Here is a 21,460-nt window from a genome sequence, read left to right on the forward strand (position 1 = left end):
TCACTCGGCGCCGCCCGGCTGCTGCTTACGGGCGGCCTTCCTCGGCGGGTGGGCGGGCTCGGCGTCGCCGGCGGTCGGGGTGAGCGCCGCCGGTGAGCGGCGGATCACGGCCTTGCCCGGCTCGGCCTTCTTCGCGACCGCCTTCTTGGCGACGGCCTTCTTGGCCACCGCCTTCTTCGCGGGCGGCTGGGAGACCGGCGCGGACACGTCGCCGCCGGACGTCATCGGGCCGGAGGCCGACGCCGGGGTGGGCTCGGGACCGGACGGCACGGGCGTCGCCGGGCCGCCCTCGGGCCCGCTCGCCGAGGTGGCCGCGCGCGCCTCGCGCAGCTGCCGCTCCAGCTCGTGCACCCGGCGGGTGAGGTCGGCGACCTCCTCGGCGGTGGCGAGGCCGACCGCGCCGAGCGCCCGGTCGACCTCGAACCGGACGAGCTTCGTCAGCGCGTCCCGGTTCGCCATGCCGGTGGAGACCAACTCCTCACCGAGCGCCTGGAGCTGGGCAGCCGTCGCGCCGCCCGACCCGGCGAGCCGGCGCACCACGTCCTGGGCCTTCTTCCGGGGCGCCTCCGTCAGGCCCATGGCCAGCTCGAGGTAGGCGCGCCACGCGTCCTGCATGCCTGAGTCCTTCCGCGGGGCGGGGGTGTGCAGGTCTCACGCTACCGGGCACCCCGGACCGCCCTGTGCGGTACGGTGCCGGGGACGGCGTGGCGCACGGCAAGGAGGCGTATTGGTGGCCACCGTGGACGAGTGTCGGCAGGCGTTGCAGGATCTCGCCGCCCGAATGGACCGCAACGCCACGACGGTGCGGGACCGCATCGACCTGGACCGGACGCTCGCCTGCCGCATCACCGACCTGGAGACGGCCTTCCACGGCCGGCTCGCCGGGGGCCGCCTGGTCGACCTGACCGACGGCGACGACCCGAAGGCCAAGATCGCGCTGAGCGCCAGCAGCGACGACCTTCTCGCGCTGGTCCGGGGCGACCTGGACATCGCCCGCGCGGTGGCCTCGCGGCGCGTGTCGATCAAGGCGAACCCGCTCGACCTCATGAAGCTGCGCAAGCTGCTCTGACTCGGGGCCATTCACTTCGGCCCGAGGGCTCCTCTTCGCTCCGCTCGGTCGGGAAGCGCTCAGGCGGGCAGGCCGAGCGAGGCCAGCGCCCGCGCCGCGTCCGGTGAACCGCCGCGGATCGGCGGGACCGTCGGCGCCGACCAGGCCGCCGCGCAGAGCGCGGCCAACGCGTCCAGCGGGCGTCCCGCGCCGCTCAGCACCAGAGCGCCGTCGCGTGCGTCGACCGACCAGCCGCCGGCGTCCGTCGGGCCCGGGACCCGCACCACGGCCGCCGGGTCGAAGAGCCCCGCCAGGTCCCGCGCGACGTACGTGGGCCGACGCTGCGGGGGCGCCGCCAGCAGCTCGGGCACGTCGCTGACGCCGGTGAGCACCAGCAGGCTGTCCAGTCCGGCCCGCCGCGCACCCTCGATGTCGGTGTCCAGCCGGTCCCCGACCACCAGCGTGTGCCCCTCGTCCACCCGGCGGGCGGCCGTGGCGAACAGCGCCGGCTCGGGCTTGCCGACCACGACGTCCGGCTCCCGGTCCAGGGCGGTCCGCAGCACGGCGACCAGGGAACCGTTGCCGGGCAGCGGGCCCCGCCCACTGGGCAGCGTCCGGTCGGTGTTCGTGGCGATCCAGGTGGCGCCGCCGCGGACCGCGACGGTGGCCTCCGCCAGCTCGGTCCAGCCGACCTGCGGGCCGTACCCCTGCACCACCGCCCGCGGTGACTCCTCGGCCCGGCCGACCGGGCTGAGGCCCACGGCGGCGATCTCGGCGCGCAGCGCCTCGGCGCCGACCACGAGCACCGGGGCGCCGGCCGGCAGCCGGTCCCGCAGCAGTTCGGCTGCCGCCGCCGCCGAGGTCAGCACCTCGTCCGGCCGGGCCGGCACGCCCATGCCGGTGAGCAGGGAGGCCACGTCGCTCGACCGCCGCGAGGCGTTGTTCGTCGCGTACGCGACGGCCCGCCCCTCGCCGTGCAGCCGACCGACCGCCTCGACCGCGCCGGGGATCGGCCGGTCGATCAGGTAGATGACGCCGTCCAGGTCGAAGACGACCTGCGCGTACCCGTCGACCAGCCGGCCCTCGGCGCCTCCGGTCACCGGGCTACCGGACCCGTCTCGTCGTGGCCCGCCGGGGCGTCGCCGCCGGCCCGGACCGCGAGGTCCGGGTCGTCCGCCCCGCCGCTGCCGACCGCGTCGTCGTGGGTCACCGTCCTGAGGTCGTCGTCGTCCTCGTCGCCGTCGGTGTCGTCCTCAATCTCGTCGTCAGCGTCGTCAGCGTCGTCCTCGACCTCGTCGTCGGCGTCGTCGGCGTCGGCGTCGGCGTGCGCGTCGAGGGCTGCGGTCGCCGCCGGGAGGACCGCGGCGGCGGTCTCCGACTCGTCGGCGTCCGCACCGCCGTCCAGGTCGCTGTCCGGCCGGGCCGGGACGCTCCCCGGGGCACCGGGACCGGCGGCGATCTCCTCCACCGGCTCCTCGTCGTCCTCGTCGCCCTCAATGACCACGCCGTCGAGTTCGAGCAGCCGCTCGGCCGCGTCGGTCTCGCTGTCGGCGTCGACCTCGGCGGCCCGGGCGAACCACTCCCGCGCCTCCTCACGCCGGTCGACCGCCAGCAGGGCGTCCGCGTACGCGTAACGCAGCCGCGCGGTCCACGGCTGGGTGGCGTCGCTGGTCAGCTCGCGCACCTGGAGCATGGCGACCGCGGCGTCCTTCTGGCCCAGGTCCCCGCGCGCGCCGGCCGCGACGATCAGCAGCTCGATGGCGGTCGCCGGGTCGAGCGCGTCCCGGTCGGCGCCACGGAACAGGTCGATCGCCCGTTCCGGCCGGCCGAGGGCCCGCTCGCAGTCGGCCAGGACGGCCAGGTGGCTCTGCAGGCCCGTCATCCGGTGGTACGTGCGCAGCTCGGCGATCGCGGTCTGCCACTCCCCGGCGTGGTACGCGGCCAGACCGACCGCCTCCCGCACCGCGGCGATCCGCGACGCCAACCGGCGGGCGGCCAGCGCGTGCGCCAGCGCCTCGGCCGGGTCCTCGTCGATCAGCTGGCCGGTCGCGACCAGGTGCCGGGCGACCGTCTCCGCGACCGGCTTCGCCAGCGAGAGCAGCTCGGCGCGGACGTCCTTGTCGAGGTCGGTCGCGACGATCTCGTCGGGCAGCGCGGGCGCCTCGGTACGCTCGCCGGCGCGGTCGGCACGCGGCGCGCGCTCGTCGCCGTCACGGCGGAAGCCGGTGCCCCCGTCGCGGCGCCGGTCGTCGAACCGGCGCTCGCCGCCACCGAAGCCACCCTCGCGGCGGTCCCCGCCACGCTCACGGTCCCCACCGCGGAAACCACCCTCGCGACGCTCACCCCCGCGGAAGCCCTGGTCCCGGTCACCGCCGCGGAACCCGCCCTCACGACGGTCCCCGCCACGCTCACGGTCCCCACCGCGGAAACCACCCTCACGGCGCTCACCGCCACGCTCACGGTCCCCACCGCGGAAACCACCCTCACGGCGCTCGCCGCCACGGAAACCGCCGGGGCGCTCGCCGTCCCGCTGGCGGTCACCACCACGGAAACCACCCTCACGGCGGTCCCCACCACGGAAGCCCTGATCCCGGTCACCACCGCGGAAGCCACCCTCACGACGGTCACCACCGCGGAAACCGCCGGGGCGCTCGCCGTCCCGCTGGCGGTCACCACCACGGAAGCCACCCTCACGACGGTCGCCACCACGGAAGCCACCCTCACGGTCGCCACCACGGAAGCCACCCTCGCGGTCGCCGCCACGGAAGCCACCCTCACGGCGCTCACCACCACGGAAACCGCCGGGGCGCTCGCCGTCCCGCTGGCGGTCACCACCACGGAAACCACCCTCACGGTCGGCCGACCGGAAGCCGCCGGGACGATCGCCGCCACGGGAACCGCCCTCGCGGAAGCCACCCTCACGGCGCTCACCACCACGGAAACCACCCTCGCGGCGGTCACCGCCGCGGAAGCCACCGTCGCGGTCGGCCGACCGGAAGCCGCCGGGGCGGTCGCCGGCGCGGAAACCGCCCTCGCGGTCGCCACCCCGATATCCGCGCTCGCGGTCACCGCCACGGAAGCCACCCTCGCGACGGTCACCGCCACGGAAGCCCTGATCCCGGTCGCCGCCACGGAAGCCACCCTCACGGCGGTCACCGCCGCGGAAGCCCTGGTCCCGGTCGCCGCCACGGAAGCCACCCTCACGGCGGTCACCACCACGGAAGCCCTGATCCCGGTCGCCGCCACGGAAGCCACCCTCACGGCGGTCACCACCACGGGTGCCACCGTCGCGGTCGCCACCGCGGAAGCCGCCGGGCCGGTCGCCGCCACGGAAGCCACCCTCGCGACGGTCACCGCCGCGGAAACCACCCTCGCGGTCACCGCCCCGGAAGCCCTCACGGCGGTCGCCACCCCGGGCGCCGCCCTCGCGGTCGCCGTAGCCGCGGGGACCGCCGCGGTTGTCCCGGTCGCCGCGGTACGGCGGCCGGTCGCGGTCGTCACGCCGGGGCGTGCGGTCGCGGTCACCAGACCGGTCGTTGCGGTCCTCGTAACGACGGGGGCGGTCGCCGCCCTGCGGTCCTGAACTCACGGGGTACATCCTTCCTCAGTGCGCCACCTCAGGCGCTACGCAGTCGAGGGCCGACCCGGATGGGGCGGCCCTCGACTGGAAGATTGTCCGGCGGTGTCCTACTCTCCCACACCCTCCCGAGTGCAGTACCATCGGCGCTGGAGGGCTTAGCTTCCGGGTTCGGAATGTAACCGGGCGTTTCCCCTCCGCCATGACCGCCGTAACACTATCGACATATCAAACAACACCCACCGGGTCTGTTGTTCGCTTGTCGGGAGTTGCACAGTGGACGCGTAGCAGCTTAGTAGTCAAGTCCTCGGCCTATTAGTACCGGTCGACTGAACCCGTTACCGGGCTTACATCTCCGGCCTATCAACCCAGTCGTCTAGCTGGGGGCCTTACCCACAAAAATGTGGTGGGATACCTCATCTTGAAGCGAGCTTCCCGCTTAGATGCTTTCAGCGGTTATCCCTTCCGAACGTAGCTAACCAGCCGTGCCCCTGGCGGGACAACTGGCACACCAGAGGTTCGTCCGTCCCGGTCCTCTCGTACTAGGGACAGCCCTTCTCAAGTATCCTACGCGCACGGCGGATAGGGACCGAACTGTCTCACGACGTTCTAAACCCAGCTCGCGTACCGCTTTAATGGGCGAACAGCCCAACCCTTGGGACCTGCTACAGCCCCAGGATGCGACGAGCCGACATCGAGGTGCCAAACCATCCCGTCGATATGGACTCTTGGGGAAGATCAGCCTGTTATCCCCGGGGTACCTTTTATCCGTTGAGCGACACCGCTTCCACACGCAAGTGCCGGATCACTAGTCCCGACTTTCGTCCCTGCTCGACCTGTCAGTCTCACAGTCAAGCTCCCTTGTGTACTTGCACTCAACACCTGATTGCCAACCAGGCTGAGGGAACCTTTGGGCGCCTCCGTTACCCTTTAGGAGGCAACCGCCCCAGTTAAACTACCCACCAGACACTGTCCCTGAACCGGATAACGGTCCGAAGTTAGATACCCAAATCAACCAGAGTGGTATTTCAAGATTGCCTCCCCACCAACTGGCGTTGATGGTTCACCGGCTCCCACCTATCCTACACAAGCTAATTCGAGTACCAATGTCAAGCTATAGTAAAGGTCCCGGGGTCTTTCCGTCCTGCCGCGCGTAACGAGCATCTTTACTCGTACTGCAATTTCGCCGGGCCTGTGGTTGAGACAGTGGGGAAGTCGTTACGCCATTCGTGCAGGTCGGAACTTACCCGACAAGGAATTTCGCTACCTTAGGATGGTTATAGTTACCACCGCCGTTTACTGGCGCTTAAGTTCTCCGCTTCGCCCCCGAAAGAGCTAACAGGTCCCCTTAACGTTCCAGCACCGGGCAGGCGTCAGTCCATATACATCGAATTACTTCTTCGCATGGACCTGTGTTTTTAGTAAACAGTCGCTTCCCCCTGCTCTCTGCGGCCATACAACGCTCCACCCGCGCGGGGCTTCACGTCTCCGGCCCCCCTTCTCCCTAAGTTACGGGGGCAATTTGCCGAGTTCCTTAACCACAGTTCGCCCGATCGCCTCGGTATTCTCTACCTGACCACCTGTGTCGGTTTGGGGTACGGGCCGCTAAGAACTCGCTAGAGGCTTTTCTCGGCAGCATAGGATCACTGACTTCACCTGAATCGGCTCGGCATCACGTCTCAGCCTATATGCGCCGCGGATTTGCCTACGGCACGGCCTACACGCTTACCCCGGCACAACCACCGGCCGGGCTCAGCTACCTTCCTGCGTCACCCCATCGCTTGACTACTACCCGCCAGGTTCCCACGCTCACCACCATCCGTCCGAAGACATCAGGCAACTCGGGTGGTTAGCACAACGAGGTTCATCAGGGTCGCTCTTTCGCGGGTACGGGAATATCAACCCGTTGTCCATCGACTACGCCTCTCGGCCTCGCCTTAGGTCCCGACTCACCCAGGGCGGATTAGCCTGGCCCTGGAACCCTTGGTCATCCGGCGGAAGGGTTTCTCACCCTTCTTTCGCTACTCATGCCTGCATTCTCACTCGTGCCGCGTCCACAACTAGGTCACCCCGCTGCTTCACCCCCGGCACGACGCTCCCCTACCCATCCACACACCTGCACAAGGAATCAAGTCCAAGCGAGGTTGAAATGTGAATGCCACAGCTTCGGCGGTGTGCTTGAGCCCCGCTACATTGTCGGCGCGGAACCACTTGACCAGTGAGCTATTACGCACTCTTTAAAGGGTGGCTGCTTCTAAGCCAACCTCCTGGTTGTCTATGCGACCCCACATCCTTTTCCACTTAGCACACGCTTAGGGGCCTTAGCTGGTGATCTGGGCTGTTTCCCTCTCGACTACGAAGCTTATCCCCCGCAGTCTCACTGCCGCGCTCTCACTTACCGGCATTCGGAGTTTGGCTGATTTCGGTAAGCTTGTGGGCCCCCTAGACCATCCAGTGCTCTACCTCCGGCAAGAAACACGCGACGCTGCACCTAAATGCATTTCGGGGAGAACCAGCTATCACGGAGTTTGATTGGCCTTTCACCCCTAACCACAGGTCATCCCCCAACTTTTCAACGTTGGTGGGTTCGGCCCTCCACGCGGTCTTACCCGCGCTTCAGCCTGCCCATGGCTAGATCACTCCGCTTCGGGTCTAGGACACGCGACTGAATCGCCCTATTCAGACTCGCTTTCGCTACGGCTCCCCCACACGGGTTAACCTCGCCACATGCCACTAACTCGCAGGCTCATTCTTCAAAAGGCACGCCGTCACCCCGCAAGGCTCCGACGGATTGTAGGCGAACGGTTTCAGGTACTATTTCACTCCCCTCCCGGGGTACTTTTCACCATTCCCTCACGGTACTCGTCCGCTATCGGTCACCAGGAAGTATTTAGGCTTACCAGGTGGTCCTGGCAGATTCACGGCAGATTTCAGGAGTCCGCCGCTACTCGGGAACACCCACAGAAGACCAGCAGCTTTCACCTACCGGACTATCACCGTCTACGGTCAGCCTTTCCAGACTGTTCAACTAGCCACTGGCTTTGTAACTCCTCGAACACGTGTCAGCATGTTCAGCGGGGTCCCACAACCCCGACCACGCAACCCCTGACAGGTATCACACGCAGCCGGTTTAGCCTCAATCCGCTTTCGCTCGCCACTACTCACGGAATCACTATTTGTTTTCTCTTCCTACGGGTACTGAGATGTTTCACTTCCCCGCGTTCCCTCCACACACCCTATGTGTTCAGGTGTGGGTGACTGGACATGACTCCAGCCGGGTTCCCCCATTCGGACACCCTGGGATCACAGCTCGGTTGACAGCTCCCCCAGGCCTATCGCGGCCTCCCACGTCCTTCATCGGCTCCTGGTGCCAAGGCATCCACCGTTCGCCCTTGACAACTTGACCACAAAGATGCTCGCGTCCACTGTGCAATTCTCAACAAACGACCAACCCACAACCCACAAGCCCCACACCACGACCCGACAACCGCCGGCGGTATGCAAGACCAGGCCATGCCTGGCAACCAACCCCAAGACCCACAGGCCTCGAGCTTCGGCTCTGAAAGACAACCAACGGTTGTTCCTTCAGGACCCAACAGGGTGCCCTACATCCCCCCCCAGCCGCACCAGGACCTCGTTCCACACCACACACGGTGGCCGTACTAGAAGAAACCCAGCCGTTGCCAGGGAAAGACTCGCCAGTGTCTCCGCCAATGAGCACCCCGACCCGACATTCGCAGGTCGCGGGCTCCATACCGTCCTTCGACGGATGGTGCTCCTTAGAAAGGAGGTGATCCAGCCGCACCTTCCGGTACGGCTACCTTGTTACGACTTCGTCCCAATCGCCAGCCCCACCTTCGACGGCTCCCTCCACAAGGGTTGGGCCACCGGCTTCGGGTGTTGCCGACTTTCGTGACGTGACGGGCGGTGTGTACAAGGCCCGGGAACGTATTCACCGCAGCGTTGCTGATCTGCGATTACTAGCGACTCCGACTTCACGGGGTCGAGTTGCAGACCCCGATCCGAACTGAGACCGGCTTTTTGGGATTCGCTCCACCTCACGGTATCGCAGCCCATTGTACCGGCCATTGTAGCATGCGTGAAGCCCTGGACATAAGGGGCATGATGACTTGACGTCATCCCCACCTTCCTCCGAGTTGACCCCGGCAGTCTTCGATGAGTCCCCGCCATAACGCGCTGGCAACATCGAACGAGGGTTGCGCTCGTTGCGGGACTTAACCCAACATCTCACGACACGAGCTGACGACAGCCATGCACCACCTGTGACCGCCCCCGAAGGACCCCACATCTCTGCAGGTTTTGCGGCCATGTCAAACCCAGGTAAGGTTCTTCGCGTTGCATCGAATTAATCCGCATGCTCCGCCGCTTGTGCGGGCCCCCGTCAATTCCTTTGAGTTTTAGCCTTGCGGCCGTACTCCCCAGGCGGGGCGCTTAATGCGTTAGCTGCGGCACAGGGAACCGGAGAGGCCCCCCACACCTAGCGCCCAACGTTTACAGCGTGGACTACCAGGGTATCTAATCCTGTTCGCTCCCCACGCTTTCGCTCCTCAGCGTCAGTATCGGCCCAGAGACCCGCCTTCGCCACCGGTGTTCCTCCTGATATCTGCGCATTTCACCGCTACACCAGGAATTCCAGTCTCCCCTACCGAACTCTAGCCTGCCCGTATCGACCGCAGGCTTGGGGTTGAGCCCCAAGTTTTCACGGTCGACGCGACAAGCCGCCTACGAGCTCTTTACGCCCAATAAATCCGGACAACGCTCGCGCCCTACGTCTTACCGCGGCTGCTGGCACGTAGTTGGCCGGCGCTTCTTCTGCAGGTACCGTCACTTGCGCTTCGTCCCTGCTGAAAGAGGTTTACAACCCGAAGGCCGTCATCCCTCACGCGGCGTCGCTGCATCAGGCTTCCGCCCATTGTGCAATATTCCCCACTGCTGCCTCCCGTAGGAGTCTGGGCCGTGTCTCAGTCCCAGTGTGGCCGGTCGCCCTCTCAGGCCGGCTACCCGTCGTCGCCTTGGTAGGCCATCACCCCACCAACAAGCTGATAGGCCGCGAGCCCATCCCAGGCCGAAAAACTTTCCACCCCCAGACATGCGTCCGAAGGTCCTATCCGGTATTAGCCCCCGTTTCCGAGGGTTATCCCAAAGCCTAGGGCAGGTTGCTCACGTGTTACTCACCCGTTCGCCGCTCGAGTACCCCGAAGGGCCTTTCCGCTCGACTTGCATGTGTTAAGCACGCCGCCAGCGTTCGTCCTGAGCCAGGATCAAACTCTCCAACAAAAACTTGTCGAACAGCAATCCCGACAACAAAAAGTGTTGCCAAAGGAATCCCAACCAGCCGAAACCATCAGGCCCGACCAGTCCGGGGTATCAAACAAATTGGCACTGGCTTATCAAGCACCCTGTTGAGTTCTCAAAGAACAACCACACACCATCCGGAAACCCTCCACCAGGAGGACCCCCGTCCGGGGCATCTCGTCCCACCATGTCCGCCGCTCTCGCGCCGGGCACTTTTACTACGTTACCCGCCGGTTTCCGCCTTGTCAAACCGCTCTGTCGCGGTCCGACACGCTTCCACCCTTTTGTCGGGCACCATGATTCGACCGGCTTTCGCCGCCCTCGTCACGGATTTCGACAGGCCGGCCGTTGCGGTCTCCCGCACGCTCGCCCGGTTCCCTGCCGGTCGTCTACCTTACCCGGTCGGTTTCGCCTCACCAAATCCACCTCGCGGCGAATCCGGGGCACCGCCCGGCCCTGCGCTCCGGCCTCGGGGCTTTCGCCTCTTTCGTCCGTTCCGCGCTGGCAGAGAGAAAGTTACGCGCCCAGCGGATTGATCGTCAAATCCGCTGGGCGCGTCCCGCGTCACATCGTCGACGTACGACTATCGCCGCAGCTCAACCCCGGCGAACGAGCGCTTGCCGCGGCGCAGCACCAGGTAACGGTCGTGCAGGAGGTCGCTCTCGGTGACCGTCGCGTCGACCTCGGTCACCCGGTTGTTGTTGACGTACGCGCCGCCCTCGGCGATCACTCGGCGCGCCTCCTTCAGGCTCGGCACCAGGCCCGAGTCCCGCAGCAGCCCGGCCACGTCGGGCAGCTCGTCGAGCTGCACCAGACCCGCCTCGGTGAGCGCGGCCCGCAGAGTGGCCAGGGTGAGGTCCTCCAGCGAACCCCGACCGAAGAGCGCCTGGCTGGCGGCGACCGCCTGGGCCATCTCGCGCTCGCCGTGCACCAGCGTGGTCAACTCCTCCGCGAGGGCCCGCTGCGCGAGCCGGGCCTGCGGCCGCTCGGCGGTCGCCTTCGCCAGCTCCTCCAGCTCCTCCCGGGAGCGGAAGCTGAAGAAGCGCAGGTAGCGGTCGACATCGCGGTCGTCCACGTTGACCCAGAACTGGTAGAACGCGTAGGGGCTGGTCATCGTGGGGTCGAGCCAGACCGAGCCGCCCTCGGTCTTGCCGAACTTCGTGCCGTCGGAGCGGGTGACGAGCGGCGTGGTGAACGCCTGCACCGGGCCGGCGCCGCGCCGGCGGATGTAGTCGACGCCCGCGGTGATGTTGCCCCACTGGTCGGATCCGCCGAACTGCAGCTGGCAGCCGTGCCGACGGTGCAGCTCGAAGAAGTCGTTCGCCTGGAGCAGCTGGTAGCTGAACTCGGTGAAGCTGATGCCCGTCTCCAGCCGCGCCTTCACCACCTCGCGGGCCAGCATCTTGTTCACCGGGAAGTGCTTGCCGACGTCGCGGAGGAACTCGACCACCGACATCTCGCCGGTCCAGTCCAGGTTGTTGACCAGTTGCGCGGCGCTCTCCCCGGTGTACGAGACGAAGGGCGAAAGCTGCTCGCGGATGCGCTCGACCCAGCCGGCGACCACCTCGGGCGGGTTGAGCGTGCGCTCGGCGCTCTCCTTCGGGTCGCCGATCTGGCCGGTGGCCCCGCCGACCAGCAGCAGCGGCCGGTGACCGGCGAGCTGGAGACGACGCGCGGTCAGCACCTGCACGAGGTGCCCGACGTGCAGGCTGGGCGCGGTCGGGTCGAAGCCCACATAGAAGGCCGCCCCGCCGCCGTCGAGCAGCCGGCGCAGCTCGTCGGTGTCGGTCGAGTCCTGGATCAGGCCCCGCCAGAGCAGGTCATCGGTCAGGGAGTCCCGCCCGGGCGGCGGGAGGCTGCTGTCGCTCACGGTCACCGATTGTCCCCCATCGAGGGCGCCGGGCCGTACCGGGTTTGGCGAAGGGCTAGCCTGGCCCGAACCTGATCGAGGAGGCGTACGCGTGGAAGAGCCGGATCTGACCGGGGGCCTCGTGGCCCTGCTCGGGCTGAGGATCGACGAGGCGACCGCCGACCGGGTGGTCATCCGGTGGGCGGTGCGTCCGGAGCTGCACCAACCGTTCGGCATCCAGCACGGTGGCGTCTACTGCTCGGTGGTGGAGACGGCGGCCAGTGTCGGGGCCTCGCTCTGGCTGGGTGACCGGGGCACGGTGGTCGGCGTCGCCAACCAGACCGACTTCCTGCGGGCCGTGCGGGACGGCGAGCTGACGGCGGTCGGCACGCCGGTGCACCGCGGCCGCAGCCAGCAGCTCTGGCAGGTGGTGATCACCGACGCCGAGGAGCGCCTGGTCGCCCGTGGTCAGGTGCGGTTGCAGAACCTCTCCTCGGGCGGGTAGGCCCCCCGCCGGGAGGCTGACCGGTTTGTGGCAACTGGGCCCTTCCGCCCGGTTATCGTCGCCTCGATGACACCGCTCGCCGCCGACCCGACGTGAGGAAGCTCCTCGCCGCGACCCTCGGCGTCCTCTCCGCGATCGGCGGTTTCGTGGACATCGGCGACCTGGTGGCGGCGAGCCAGGCCGGCGCCCGCTTCGGCATGGGCCACGCCTGGGTGCTGCTCGCCGGCGTGGTGGGCATCTGCGCGTACGCGGAGATGGCCGGACGGATCGCGGCGGTGAGCGGGCGGGCGGTGTTCGACCTGGTCCGGGAGCGGCTCGGGGCGCGCGTGGCGCTGGTCAACCTGCTCGCGTCGTATCTGGTCACCGTGCTCACCCTGGCGGCCGAGCTCGGCGGTGTGGCGCTCGCGCTGCGGCTCGCCTCCGGCCTGCCGTACCTCGTCTGGGTGCCGGTCGCCGGGTTCGCGGTGTGGCTGGTTCTCTGGCGGATGCGGTTCCCGGTGATGGAGCGGGTGTGGGGGCTGACCGGGCTGGCCCTGGTGGTGTTCGCGGTCGCCCTGTTCGCCCTGCCCACCGACTGGGCCGGCCTGGCCGCGAGCGCGGTGCACCCGACGGCGGGCGGGTTCGGCTGGGGTGCCTACTGGTTCGTCGCGGTGGCGTTGTTCGCGTCGACCGTCAGCCCGTACGAGGTGGTCTTCTTCTCCTCCGGCGGGGTCGAGGAGCGGTGGAACGCCGCCGACCTGGCCGACGCCCGACTCAGCGTGCTGGTCGGCTTCCCGGTCGGCGGCTTCCTCGCGTTGTCGCTGGTCGCCACCGCGGCGGTCGTCTTCCACCCGACCGGGGTGACGCTGGACCGGCTCGACCAGGTCGCGGAGCCGGCGGCGTTGGCGTTCGGGGCGGTCGGTCTGGCGGTCGCGGCGCTGGCGTTCTTCGCGGTGACCTTCGGGGCCGCGCTGGAGACGGGGCTCTCCGCCGCTTACGCCGCCGCGCAGTACTTCGGGTGGCAGTGGGGCAAGCGGGTCCGCCCCCGCGAGGCAGCCCGGTTCCACACGGTGCTGCTGGTGAGCATCCTGCTGGGGGTGCTGGTGCTGCTCACCGCGGTGGACCCGGTGACGCTCACCGAGTACATGCTGATCGTCAGCGCGGTCACGCTACCGCTGACGTACCTGCCCATCCTGATCGTCGCGAACGACCGGACGTACCTGGGCGACCGGGTCAACGGGCGGCTGCTCAACCTGCTGGGAGCCGTGTTCCTGCTGCTGATCGTCGCGGCGTCGCTCGCCGCGATCCCCCTGGCGATCACCACGAGGATGGGCCAGTGAGGATCCAGGTGAGCCGGCAGCTGCTGGACCGGCAGCTCGTGGACGTGGAGGGACGGCTGGTCGGCAAGGTCGACGACGTCGAGTTCGGCGCGGACGACGACGGGGTGCCGTACGTGCGGACGTTGCTGGTCGGGCCGGGCGCGCTCGGTGACCGGGTCGGGGGCCGCCTCGGACGCCTGCTGGTCCTGGCGGCCGAACGGTTCGTCACCGACCGGCCGCTGACCGCGGTGCGGATCCCGTTCGAGCTGGTCGAGCGGGTGGACAGCGCCGTGCGGTTACGGGCCCGCGCCGACGAGCTGCCCCCGTCGCCGGTGGAGGAGTGGTTGCGCCGCAACCTGATCGAGCGGATACCGGGGGCCGGCCGTGCGGGCGGGTGAGCTGCTGGGGCGCACCGCGTACGACCTGCGGGGCCGGCGGCTCGGCCGGGTGGTGGACCTCGTGGTGCGCGGGGGTCTCCCGGACGGCCGGCTGCGCCTCACCGACCTCGTGGTGGACGGGCACTGGTACGGGCGGGTCAGCGACCGGCTGATCGGGCCGGAACACCACCCGTCGGGGCCGTGGGCGATCCGACTGGTGGCGCGGCGGCTGGCCCGCAGCACCCGGCCGGTCCCGGTCGACCAGGTCCGCCTGGATCCCCCGGTGCCGGGCTTCCCCCGGTCGTGAGGGGTCAGCGCGGGGCGGCCGGCGCGGGTTCGCTCCCGTCGGGAGCCGGCTCGTCCTCGGCGGCGGCCGGTGTCGGGACGCGGTGCAGGCGGACCTCGGTGATGGCCCGGTGGTCGATCCGGGCGACCTCCAACCGCCAGCCGTCGATGGTCACGTCCTCGCCCGCCACCGTGGGAATGTGGCCCAGGCAGGCGAGGACGAGGCCGGCGACGGTGGTGTAGTCGCCGGCGGGGCGGCCGGGCAGCTCGACGCCGACGTCCGGCAGGTCGTGCACCGGGAAGGTGCCGGGCAGCCGCAGCGCGCCGTCCGGGTCGGTCCGCACCGCGCGGACGTCCCGGTCGGTCTCGTCGTAGATCTCCCCGACGATCTCCTCGAGGATGTCCTCCAGGGTGACGATGCCGTCGACCGCACCGCGCTCGTCGACCACCAGCGCGATGTGCTGCCGCTCGGCCTTGAACTGGCGCAGCGCGTCGACCACCGGCAGCGAGTCGGGCAGCAGCATCGGCGGGCGGGCGCAGTCGTCCACCGGGCGGTCGTCCGGCACGCCGACCAGGTCCCGCAGGTGGATGACGCCGACGGCGTCGTCCAGCCCGCCGTGCCGGACGACCGGGGCCCGGGAGTGCCCGGTGGCGGCCAGCACCAGCCGGGCTGCCTCGGCGGTCGTGCCGCTGTCCAGGCAGAAGACCTGTAACCGGGGCACCAGCACGGCCCGCAGCCGCCGGTCGGCGATCTCCACGGCACCCGCGATGATCGTCTGCTGCTCCTTGGTGAAGCCGTGGTTGCCGGCGACGATGTCGCGCAGCTCGTCCGGGCTGATCTCGTCGCGCTGCGGGCTCGGGTCGAGGCCGACCAGGCGCACGACCAGGTCGCTGGTGGCGCCGAGCGCCCAGACCGCGGGGCGGGTGAGGCCGGCCAGCACGTCCAGCGGGCGGGCCACCAGCAGCGCCCACCGCTCGGGCGCCTGCATCGCGATGCGCTTCGGGGCCAGCTCACCGAAGACCAGGGTGACGAACGTCAGCACCAGGGTGACCGCCACGATGGCGACCGGTTCGGCGGCGCCGCCGAGCGCCCCGAGCAGCGGCACCAGCGGCTTGGCCAGCGACACCGCCGCGGCGGCGGAGGCGAGGAAGCCGGCGAGGGTGATACCGATCTGAATGGTGGCGAGGAACCGGTTGGGGTCCTGCGCGAGGCGGGCCAGCACCCGACCGGCGCGGCTGGTGCGCTCCAGTCGCTGCACCTGGCTGTCCCGCAGCGAGACCAGCGCCATCTCGCTGCCGGCGAACGCCGCGTTGAGGATGACCAGGACTCCGACCAGTGCCAGTTGGCCCCAGTAGCTCTGCACGCCCGGCTCTCTCCCTCACGCGACCGCACCGGACGGCGCCGGTGCCGCCGGACGGAGGCCCCGGCCGGCGTACGCGCATCTGTGCCCAGCCGGCGGCCCGGTGAATCCTCGTGTCGCCCGTCCGGGGTGCGCCGCGGATCAGGCCGCCGTGGGAACCCGGGGCTGCGGCAGGTCGAGCACGTACGCGTCGCCCTCCTGGCGGAAGCCGAGCCGGTGGTAGTAGGGGGCGACCATGCCGGGCGGGCTGACCACGCGGCGGAAGCCCCGGTCGGTGAAGAGGCGGCTGCGCCGGTAGACGAACTCGCCGGGGGTGAAGTCGCGGAACCGTCGGGTCACGTAGTCCAGGTCGACCTGGGCGACGCCGTGCGCCTTTGCGTGGGCGAGCACCACCCCGACCACCTCGTCGTCGCGGACCACGAGGAAGGCCGACCGGTCGCCCTCAGCACCGCTGTCCGGCGAACCGCCGGCGGGCCGCTCGTCGGCCACGCGCTGGACCGCCGGGCGCTCGTCGACGGGCCAGCGGAAGCCCGGGTTGAAGCGGGCGATGTCGGCGGCGTGCACCCGCAGGGTGTGCGCCAGGAACTGGTCGTGGACGCCGACCTCGACCACCTGGTAGGCGGTCTCGTCGTGCCGGGTGGTGAGCATCCGGCGCAGGTACCAGACGTTGATCACGGCGAGGACCACGTTCAGCCCCACCATCGGCCAGACCTGCACCGCGGCGTTGTAGCCGATCAGGATCAGACACCCGAGCAGGTTCAGGGCACGCAGACGGAGGATGCGGGTCTGCAGCAGGGACCAGACCAGCACCGCGGAGCCGACCCAGCCGAGAAGTTCCAGCCAGTTCACTCCCCGAGCGTACGGGGTGCGCAGCGGATCAGCCCGGGGGCGTGACCTCGGTCAGCCGTCCCCCGTCCTCGCGGTACTCGGCGCCGGTGCGCGGGCAGACGTGCCGGCCGTCACCCTTGGCGACCAGCGGCTCGCCCGCCCGGCCCACCCAGCCGATCCGCCGGGCGGGGACGCCCACCACGAGTGCGAAGTCCGGCACGTCCCGGGTGACCACGGCGCCCGCCGCGACCAGCGCCCAGCGGCCGATGGTGACCGGGGCCACGCACACCGCCCGCGCCCCGATCGAGGCGCCCTCACCGACCACCACGCCGACCGCCGTCCAGTCGTCGCCGTTCTTGAGCCGCCCCTGCGGCGTCACCGCGCGTGGGTACTCGTCGTTGGTGAGCACCGCGGCCGGACCGACGAACACGCCGTCGGCCAGCCGCGCCGGCTCGTACACCAGCGCGTGGTTCTGCAGCTTGACGTTGTCGCCGACCTGGACGCCGGGCCCCACGTACGCGCCCCGGCCGATCACGCAGTCACGACCCACCGTGGCGTCCTCGCGCACCTGGGCGAGGTGCCAGATCCGGGTGCCGGCGCCGACGACGGCCCGGTCGTCCACGTCGGCGGTCGCGGCGATCCGTACCGCGTCGCGGGGTTCCGGGTGGTCGGGATCGGTCATCTGCGGTTCCTTCCGGGCTGCGCGGGGGCGGGGAGCGGGTCGCAACGATAGGCGCTCGGCGACACAGCCGATGTCACCTAGCCGACGCAGTACCGGGAACCGGCCGTCCGAGGAGCCTGGACGAACCGAAGGGACCCATTGACCCCGGCGGCACCGGCGGATTTCCGTCTGCGCTCTGGCGTTGCCGACGACGCTCTGGATAGCTTGCCGGACGGACGCGTCCACTCGTTCCCCCCTCCGCGTACGCGTCCTGTCCCCTCGAGCGAAACGGATGTCCGTGAACGCACCGCACGTTGCCGCCGACGAGCCGATCGGTGTGGCCGTCGTCGGGGCCGGCTACTGGGGCCCGAACCTCGTCCGCAACTTCCAGGCCTCCCCCGAGTTCCGACTGCGCGCCCTCTGCGACCTCGACGTGGGGCGGGCCCGCCGGGTGCTCGGCGACTACTCGACGGTCCGGGCCACCGACGACCTCGCCAGCGTGCTGGCCGACGAGACGGTGCGGGCGGTGGCCGTGGCCACCCCGGCCGGCACCCACCTGGAGGTCGCCACGGCGGCGCTGCGGGCGGGCAAGCACGTGCTCGTGGAGAAGCCGCTCGCGGCCAGCTTCCCGCAGGGACGGGCGCTGGTCGCCGAGGCGGAGCGGCGGGGCCTGTCGCTGATGTGCGACCACACCTACTGCTACACGCCGGCGGTGCTGCGCATCCGGGAGCTGCTGCACAGCGGCGACCTGGGTGAGCTGCAGTTCCTGGACTCCGTACGCATCAACCTCGGTCTGGTGCAGCGCGACATCGACGTGATGTGGGACCTGGCGCCGCACGACCTGTCCATCCTGGACTTCATCCTGCCGCCGGGCGTCGCGCCGGTGTCCGTGGCCGCGCACGGCGCGGACCGGATCGGCGCCGGCCGGGCCTGCGTCGCCTACCTGACGCTGCACCTCAACACCGGGGCCATCGCGCACATCCACGTCAACTGGCTCTCCCCGGTGAAGATCCGCACCACGATCATCGGCGGGTCGAAGCGCACCCTGGTCTGGGACGACCTCAACCCGAGCCAGCGGCTGTCCATCTTCGACCGGGGGGTGGACGTGGCGTCGGCCGACGAACTCGGCGACGAGCAGCGCCGGGACATGCTGGTCTCCTACCGCTCCGGCGACATGGTCGCGCCGGCGCTGACCGAGCGGGAGGCGCTGCGCACGATGGTCGAGGAGTACGCCCGCTCGATCCGCACCGGCACGCCCGCGCTGACCGACGGACGGGCCGGCCTGCGGGTCATCGCCGTCCTGGAGGCGGCGTCGCGGAGCCTCGCCGACGGCGGTCGCCTGGTCGACCTCGACGAGTGGGTCGAGGCGTGAGCACATCGTCGGCGCGCGGCAAACGGCCGCCACGAAGCGGAGCGGAGCGGTCGGAATGAGCGCAGTGGAGATCGCCGGGGCCCGGGCCCTGGTCACCGGCGGGGCGGGCACCATCGGCTCGCACGTGGTGGACGAGCTGGTCGCCGGTGGAGCGGCCGAGATCGTCGTGCTGGACAACCTCGTCCGCGGCCGGCGGGAGAACCTGGCCCGCGCGTTGCCGCACGACGGCGTACGCCTGGTGGAGGGCGACATCCGCGACGCGTCGCTGGTGCGCGAGCTGACCGAGGGCACGGACCTGGTCTTCCATCTCGCCGCCATCCGGATCACCCAGTGCGCGGAGGAGCCCCGGCTCGCCAACGAGGTGCTGGTCGACGGCACCTTCAACGTGCTGGAGGCGGCGGCCGCCGCGGGCGTCCGCAAGGTGGTCCTCTCCTCGTCGGCGTCCGTGTACGGGCTGGCCGACGAGTTCCCGACCACCGAGCGGCACCACCCGTACCACAACGACACGTTCTACGGCGCGGCGAAGGCGTTCAACGAGGGCATGGCCCGCAGCTTCCACAGCATGTACGGCCTGGACTACGTCGCCCTGCGCTACTTCAACGTGTACGGGCCCCGGATGGACATCCACGGCCTCTACACCGAGGTCCTGATCCGCTGGATGGAGCGCATCGAGTCGGGCACTCCCCCGCTGATCCTCGGCGACGGGCTCCAGACGATGGACTTCGTGCACGTCGCCGACATCGCCCGGGCCAACATCCTGGCCGCCCGCGCCGACGTCACCGACGAGGTGTTCAACATCGCCAGTGGCGTCGAGACCAGCCTCGGCGAGCTGGCCCAGGCGCTCAGCGAGGTCATGAAGTCCGACCTGCCGCCGGAGTACGGCCCGGCCCGCGCGGTCAACGGCGTCACCCGCCGACTGGCCGACACCGGCGCGGCCGAGCGGAAGCTGGGCTTCCGCGCCCGGATCGGCCTGCACGAGGGTCTCCAAGGGCTGGTCGACTGGTGGCGGGCCGAGCAGTGAGCGCGCCCGGCGGAACGGACACGCGCAACCCGTCGGACGCACCGGCCCCGCGCCGCATCCCGGTGATGATCCCGCAGCTCGGCGAGGAGGAGGCGCAGGCCGCCGCCGAGGCGGTCCGCTCCGGCTGGGTCGCCCAGGGACCCCGGGTGGCCCGCTTCGAGCGCGAGTTCGCCGCGCTGGTCGGCGCCGACCACGGCGTCGCGGTCAGCTCCTGCACGACCGCGCTGCACCTGGCGCTGGTGCTGTGGGGCGTCGGCCCGGGCGACGAGGTGGTCGTCCCGTCGTTCTCCTTCATCGCCACCGCCAACGCCGTGCGCTACGTCGGGGCGACACCGGTCTTCGCCGACGTCGACCTCGCCACCGGCAACGTGACCGTGGCGACCGTCGACGCGGTCCGCACCCCCCGTACCCGCGCGGTCATCGCCGTGCACCAGGGTGGCGTGCCGTTCGACGTGGCCGCGCTGCGCGCCGCCGCCGACCGCTGGGGCGTGGTGCTGGTCGAGGACGCCGCCTGCGCGGCCGGCTCGACCGCGTACGGGCGGCCCGTCGGGGCCGGCGCGACGGTCTCGGCCTGGTCGTTCCACCCCCGCAAGCTGCTCACCACCGGTGAGGGCGGGATGGTGACGCTGGACGACCCGGAGGGGGCGGCCCGCCTGCGCCGGCTGCGGGAACACGGGATGAACGTGTCCGCCGCCGACCGGCACGCCAGCGCCCAGCCGGTGCTGGAGGCGTACCTGGAGACCGCGTTCAACTACCGGATGACCGACATCCAGGCGGCGATCGGGCTGGTCCAGCTCGACCGGCTGACCGGGCTGGTCGCGCAGCGACGCGCCCTCGCCGCCCGCTACCAGGACCTCCTCGCCGACGTCGACGGTCTGGTGCCGGTCCGCGACCCCGCCCACGGTGAGACCAACTACCAGTCGTTCTGGGTACGCGTCGACCCGGCGTACGGGGTCGGCCGCGACGAGGTCCTCGCGGAGCTGGCCGCGGCCGGGGTGTCCGCCCGGCGGGGCATCATGGCCGCCCACCTGGAACCCGCGTACGCGGACGTGACGCCCGCGCCGCTGCCCGTCACCGAGCGGCTCACCCGCGACTCGCTGATCCTGCCGCTGCACCACGCGCTGACCGAGGACGACCAGGACCACGTCGTCGGCGTGCTGCGCAAGCTGGCCCGCTGATGCGCGACCTCGTCATCGTCGGCGCGGGCGGCTTCGCGCGGGAGACGGCCGCCGCGGTCCACGCCGTCAACCACGTCCGCCCGACGTGGCGGCTGCGCGGGTTCCTCGACGACGACGCCGCGCTGCACGGCACCACCCGCGCCGGCCTGCCGATCCTCGGCGGCACCGACCACCTCGCCGACCTGCCGGAGACGGCCGTCGTCGTCTGCGTCGGCAGTCCCCGCGACTACCGCGCCCGGCGACGCGTCGTGCGACGGTTGGACCTGCCGGCTCCCCGGTACGCCACGGTCGTCCACCCCAGCGCCCAGGTCGGCGCCGGCAGCGTCCTCGGCCCCGGCACGGTGCTGCTCGCCGGGGTGGTGCTGACCGCGGACGTGACCGTCGGCGCGCACGTCGCGGTCATGCCGCACGCGGTCCTCACCCATGACGACCGGGTCGACGACCACGCCACCATCGCCTCCGGGGTGCGCCTCGGCGGCGGCGCGGTGCTGCGCCTCGGCGCGTACGTCGGCGCCGGCGCGCTGGTCCGCGAGGGCGTCACCGTCGGCGCGTGGTCGCTGGTGGGGATGGGCTCCGTGGTGCTGCGCGACGTGCCGCAGGGCGAGGTCTGGGCGGGCAACCCGGCCCGCCGGCTGCGCGCCGCCGACCCCGGCCCGACCGGGCCGGGCGCGGAGCGGTCGTGGGCGCGGTCCACGTCGGAGGCGCCGGTCGGGGTGGGCGAGGTGTCGACGCCGCCGGTGGCGTTGGGGGAACTGGCCGAGCAGAGGGTTGTGGGGAGCTGACC

General features: G+C 70.2%; 16 protein-coding genes, 3 rRNA genes and 1 pseudogene. 10 read left to right on the forward strand and 10 right to left on the reverse strand.

Features of this window, described 5'->3' with window-relative positions; all coding sequences use genetic code 11:
- The gene (locus tag GA0070620_RS09985) at positions 1 to 615 is read right to left on the reverse strand and encodes a phasin family protein (RefSeq protein ID WP_091589602.1); all 615 of its coding nucleotides are present in this window, start codon (positions 613 to 615) and stop codon (positions 1 to 3) included.
- 115 nt (positions 616 to 730) lie between these two features.
- Between GA0070620_RS09985 and GA0070620_RS09990 the strand changes: the two genes are divergently transcribed.
- Positions 731 to 1,069 (forward strand): SCP2 sterol-binding domain-containing protein, encoded by a 339-nt coding sequence (locus tag GA0070620_RS09990; RefSeq protein WP_091598457.1) that lies wholly within the window; start codon positions 731 to 733, stop codon positions 1,067 to 1,069.
- A gap of 59 nt (positions 1,070 to 1,128) precedes the next feature.
- Here GA0070620_RS09990 and GA0070620_RS09995 read toward each other — a convergent pair whose 3' ends face one another.
- Together GA0070620_RS09995 and GA0070620_RS10000 are read right to left on the reverse strand one after the other, a co-directional pair.
- Complete coding sequence (locus GA0070620_RS09995; RefSeq protein ID WP_091589603.1) at positions 1,129 to 2,148, reverse strand: HAD-IIA family hydrolase; 1,020 nt, start codon at positions 2,146 to 2,148, stop codon at positions 1,129 to 1,131.
- On the reverse strand, positions 2,145 to 3,149 hold the full coding sequence (locus GA0070620_RS10000) for a Replicase polyprotein 1ab (protein WP_377520540.1): 1,005 nt from the start codon (positions 3,147 to 3,149) through the stop codon (positions 2,145 to 2,147). Before GA0070620_RS10000 ends, GA0070620_RS09995 begins: the two co-directional genes overlap by 4 nt.
- Here GA0070620_RS10000 and GA0070620_RS32925 point away from each other — a divergent pair.
- A complete protein-coding gene (locus tag GA0070620_RS32925; protein WP_172836349.1) occupies positions 3,051 to 4,631 on the forward strand; it encodes a hypothetical protein in 1,581 nt (526 codons plus the stop codon). The two genes, GA0070620_RS10000 and GA0070620_RS32925, sit on opposite strands and share 99 nt — an antisense overlap.
- Positions 4,632 to 4,722: 91 nt before the next feature.
- Here the strand turns inward: GA0070620_RS32925 and rrf are convergent.
- The 4 genes from rrf to tyrS all read right to left on the reverse strand — a co-directional run bounded on the left by rrf (position 4,723) and on the right by tyrS (position 11,811).
- Positions 4,723 to 4,839, reverse strand: a 5S ribosomal RNA gene (gene rrf, locus GA0070620_RS10005).
- 81 nt (positions 4,840 to 4,920) lie between these two features.
- Positions 4,921 to 8,031, reverse strand: a 23S ribosomal RNA gene (locus GA0070620_RS10010).
- Between the two features lie 377 nt (positions 8,032 to 8,408).
- Positions 8,409 to 9,923 (reverse strand): 16S ribosomal RNA (locus GA0070620_RS10015).
- Together the 16S, 23S and 5S rRNA genes form the textbook arrangement of a ribosomal RNA operon.
- Before the next feature lie 601 nt (positions 9,924 to 10,524).
- Positions 10,525 to 11,811 carry a tyrosine--tRNA ligase gene (gene tyrS / locus GA0070620_RS10020; protein ID WP_091598460.1) on the reverse strand — a complete coding sequence of 429 codons (1,287 nt, stop codon included), beginning with the start codon at positions 11,809 to 11,811 and terminating at the stop codon, positions 10,525 to 10,527.
- A 91-nt stretch (positions 11,812 to 11,902) separates the two neighbouring features.
- Between tyrS and GA0070620_RS10025 the strand changes: the two genes are divergently transcribed.
- The 4 genes from GA0070620_RS10025 to GA0070620_RS10040 all read left to right on the forward strand — a co-directional run bounded on the left by GA0070620_RS10025 (position 11,903) and on the right by GA0070620_RS10040 (position 14,277).
- Positions 11,903 to 12,295 (forward strand): PaaI family thioesterase, encoded by a 393-nt coding sequence (locus GA0070620_RS10025; protein ID WP_091589604.1) that lies wholly within the window; start codon positions 11,903 to 11,905, stop codon positions 12,293 to 12,295.
- A 92-nt stretch (positions 12,296 to 12,387) separates the two neighbouring features.
- Entirely contained in the window at positions 12,388 to 13,614 is a 1,227-nt protein-coding gene (locus GA0070620_RS10030; protein WP_091589605.1) for an NRAMP family divalent metal transporter, read from the forward strand.
- A complete protein-coding gene (locus GA0070620_RS10035) occupies positions 13,611 to 13,991 on the forward strand; it encodes a hypothetical protein (RefSeq protein ID WP_091589606.1) in 381 nt (126 codons plus the stop codon). The genes GA0070620_RS10030 and GA0070620_RS10035 overlap by 4 nt, the downstream gene beginning before the upstream one ends.
- On the forward strand, positions 13,978 to 14,277 hold the full coding sequence (locus tag GA0070620_RS10040) for a PRC-barrel domain-containing protein (RefSeq protein WP_091589607.1): 300 nt from the start codon (positions 13,978 to 13,980) through the stop codon (positions 14,275 to 14,277). Before GA0070620_RS10035 ends, GA0070620_RS10040 begins: the two co-directional genes overlap by 14 nt.
- A gap of 4 nt (positions 14,278 to 14,281) precedes the next feature.
- Here GA0070620_RS10040 and GA0070620_RS10045 read toward each other — a convergent pair whose 3' ends face one another.
- The 3 genes and pseudogenes from GA0070620_RS10045 to GA0070620_RS10055 form a co-directional block, all read right to left on the reverse strand.
- The gene (locus tag GA0070620_RS10045; RefSeq protein ID WP_231922319.1) at positions 14,282 to 15,619 is read right to left on the reverse strand and encodes a hemolysin family protein; all 1,338 of its coding nucleotides are present in this window, start codon (positions 15,617 to 15,619) and stop codon (positions 14,282 to 14,284) included.
- Positions 15,620 to 16,135: 516 nt separating this feature from the next.
- Positions 16,136 to 16,465: pseudogene (locus GA0070620_RS34220) on the reverse strand (hypothetical protein); the annotation flags it as partial.
- 28 nt (positions 16,466 to 16,493) lie between these two features.
- Positions 16,494 to 17,126, reverse strand: a complete 633-nt coding sequence (locus tag GA0070620_RS10055) for an acyltransferase (protein ID WP_091589609.1) — start codon at positions 17,124 to 17,126, stop codon at positions 16,494 to 16,496.
- Positions 17,127 to 17,403: 277 nt separating this feature from the next.
- Between GA0070620_RS10055 and GA0070620_RS10060 the strand changes: the two genes are divergently transcribed.
- From GA0070620_RS10060 to GA0070620_RS10075, 4 genes are all read left to right on the forward strand, one after another.
- The gene (locus GA0070620_RS10060) at positions 17,404 to 18,477 is read left to right on the forward strand and encodes a Gfo/Idh/MocA family protein (RefSeq protein ID WP_231922320.1); all 1,074 of its coding nucleotides are present in this window, start codon (positions 17,404 to 17,406) and stop codon (positions 18,475 to 18,477) included.
- A gap of 55 nt (positions 18,478 to 18,532) precedes the next feature.
- A complete protein-coding gene (locus GA0070620_RS10065; protein ID WP_091589611.1) occupies positions 18,533 to 19,498 on the forward strand; it encodes an NAD-dependent epimerase/dehydratase family protein in 966 nt (321 codons plus the stop codon).
- A gap of 65 nt (positions 19,499 to 19,563) precedes the next feature.
- Positions 19,564 to 20,676, forward strand: coding sequence for a DegT/DnrJ/EryC1/StrS family aminotransferase (locus tag GA0070620_RS10070; protein WP_091598463.1), 1,113 nt, complete (start codon positions 19,564 to 19,566; stop codon positions 20,674 to 20,676).
- A complete protein-coding gene (locus GA0070620_RS10075) occupies positions 20,676 to 21,458 on the forward strand; it encodes an acetyltransferase (RefSeq protein ID WP_091589612.1) in 783 nt (260 codons plus the stop codon). Before GA0070620_RS10070 ends, GA0070620_RS10075 begins: the two co-directional genes overlap by 1 nt.
- Positions 21,459 to 21,460: the final 2 nt, after the last annotated feature.

The organism is Micromonospora krabiensis, from assembly GCF_900091425.1.
Taxonomy (GTDB): Bacteria; Actinomycetota; Actinomycetes; order Mycobacteriales; family Micromonosporaceae; genus Micromonospora; species Micromonospora krabiensis.

What these genes read in the sequence shown, in the direction of transcription:
- GA0070620_RS09985 (WP_091589602.1), bottom strand. Translation starts at nt 615, where the DNA reads ATGCAGGACGCGTGGCGCGCCTACCTCGAGCTGGCCATGGGCCTGACG.
- GA0070620_RS10055 (WP_091589609.1), bottom strand. Translation starts at nt 17,126, where the DNA reads ATGACCGATCCCGACCACCCGGAACCCCGCGACGCGGTACGGATCGCC.
- GA0070620_RS10065 (WP_091589611.1), top strand. Translation starts at nt 18,533, where the DNA reads ATGAGCGCAGTGGAGATCGCCGGGGCCCGGGCCCTGGTCACCGGCGGG.
- GA0070620_RS10070 (WP_091598463.1), top strand. Translation starts at nt 19,564, where the DNA reads ATGATCCCGCAGCTCGGCGAGGAGGAGGCGCAGGCCGCCGCCGAGGCG.
- GA0070620_RS10075 (WP_091589612.1), top strand. Translation starts at nt 20,676, where the DNA reads ATGCGCGACCTCGTCATCGTCGGCGCGGGCGGCTTCGCGCGGGAGACG.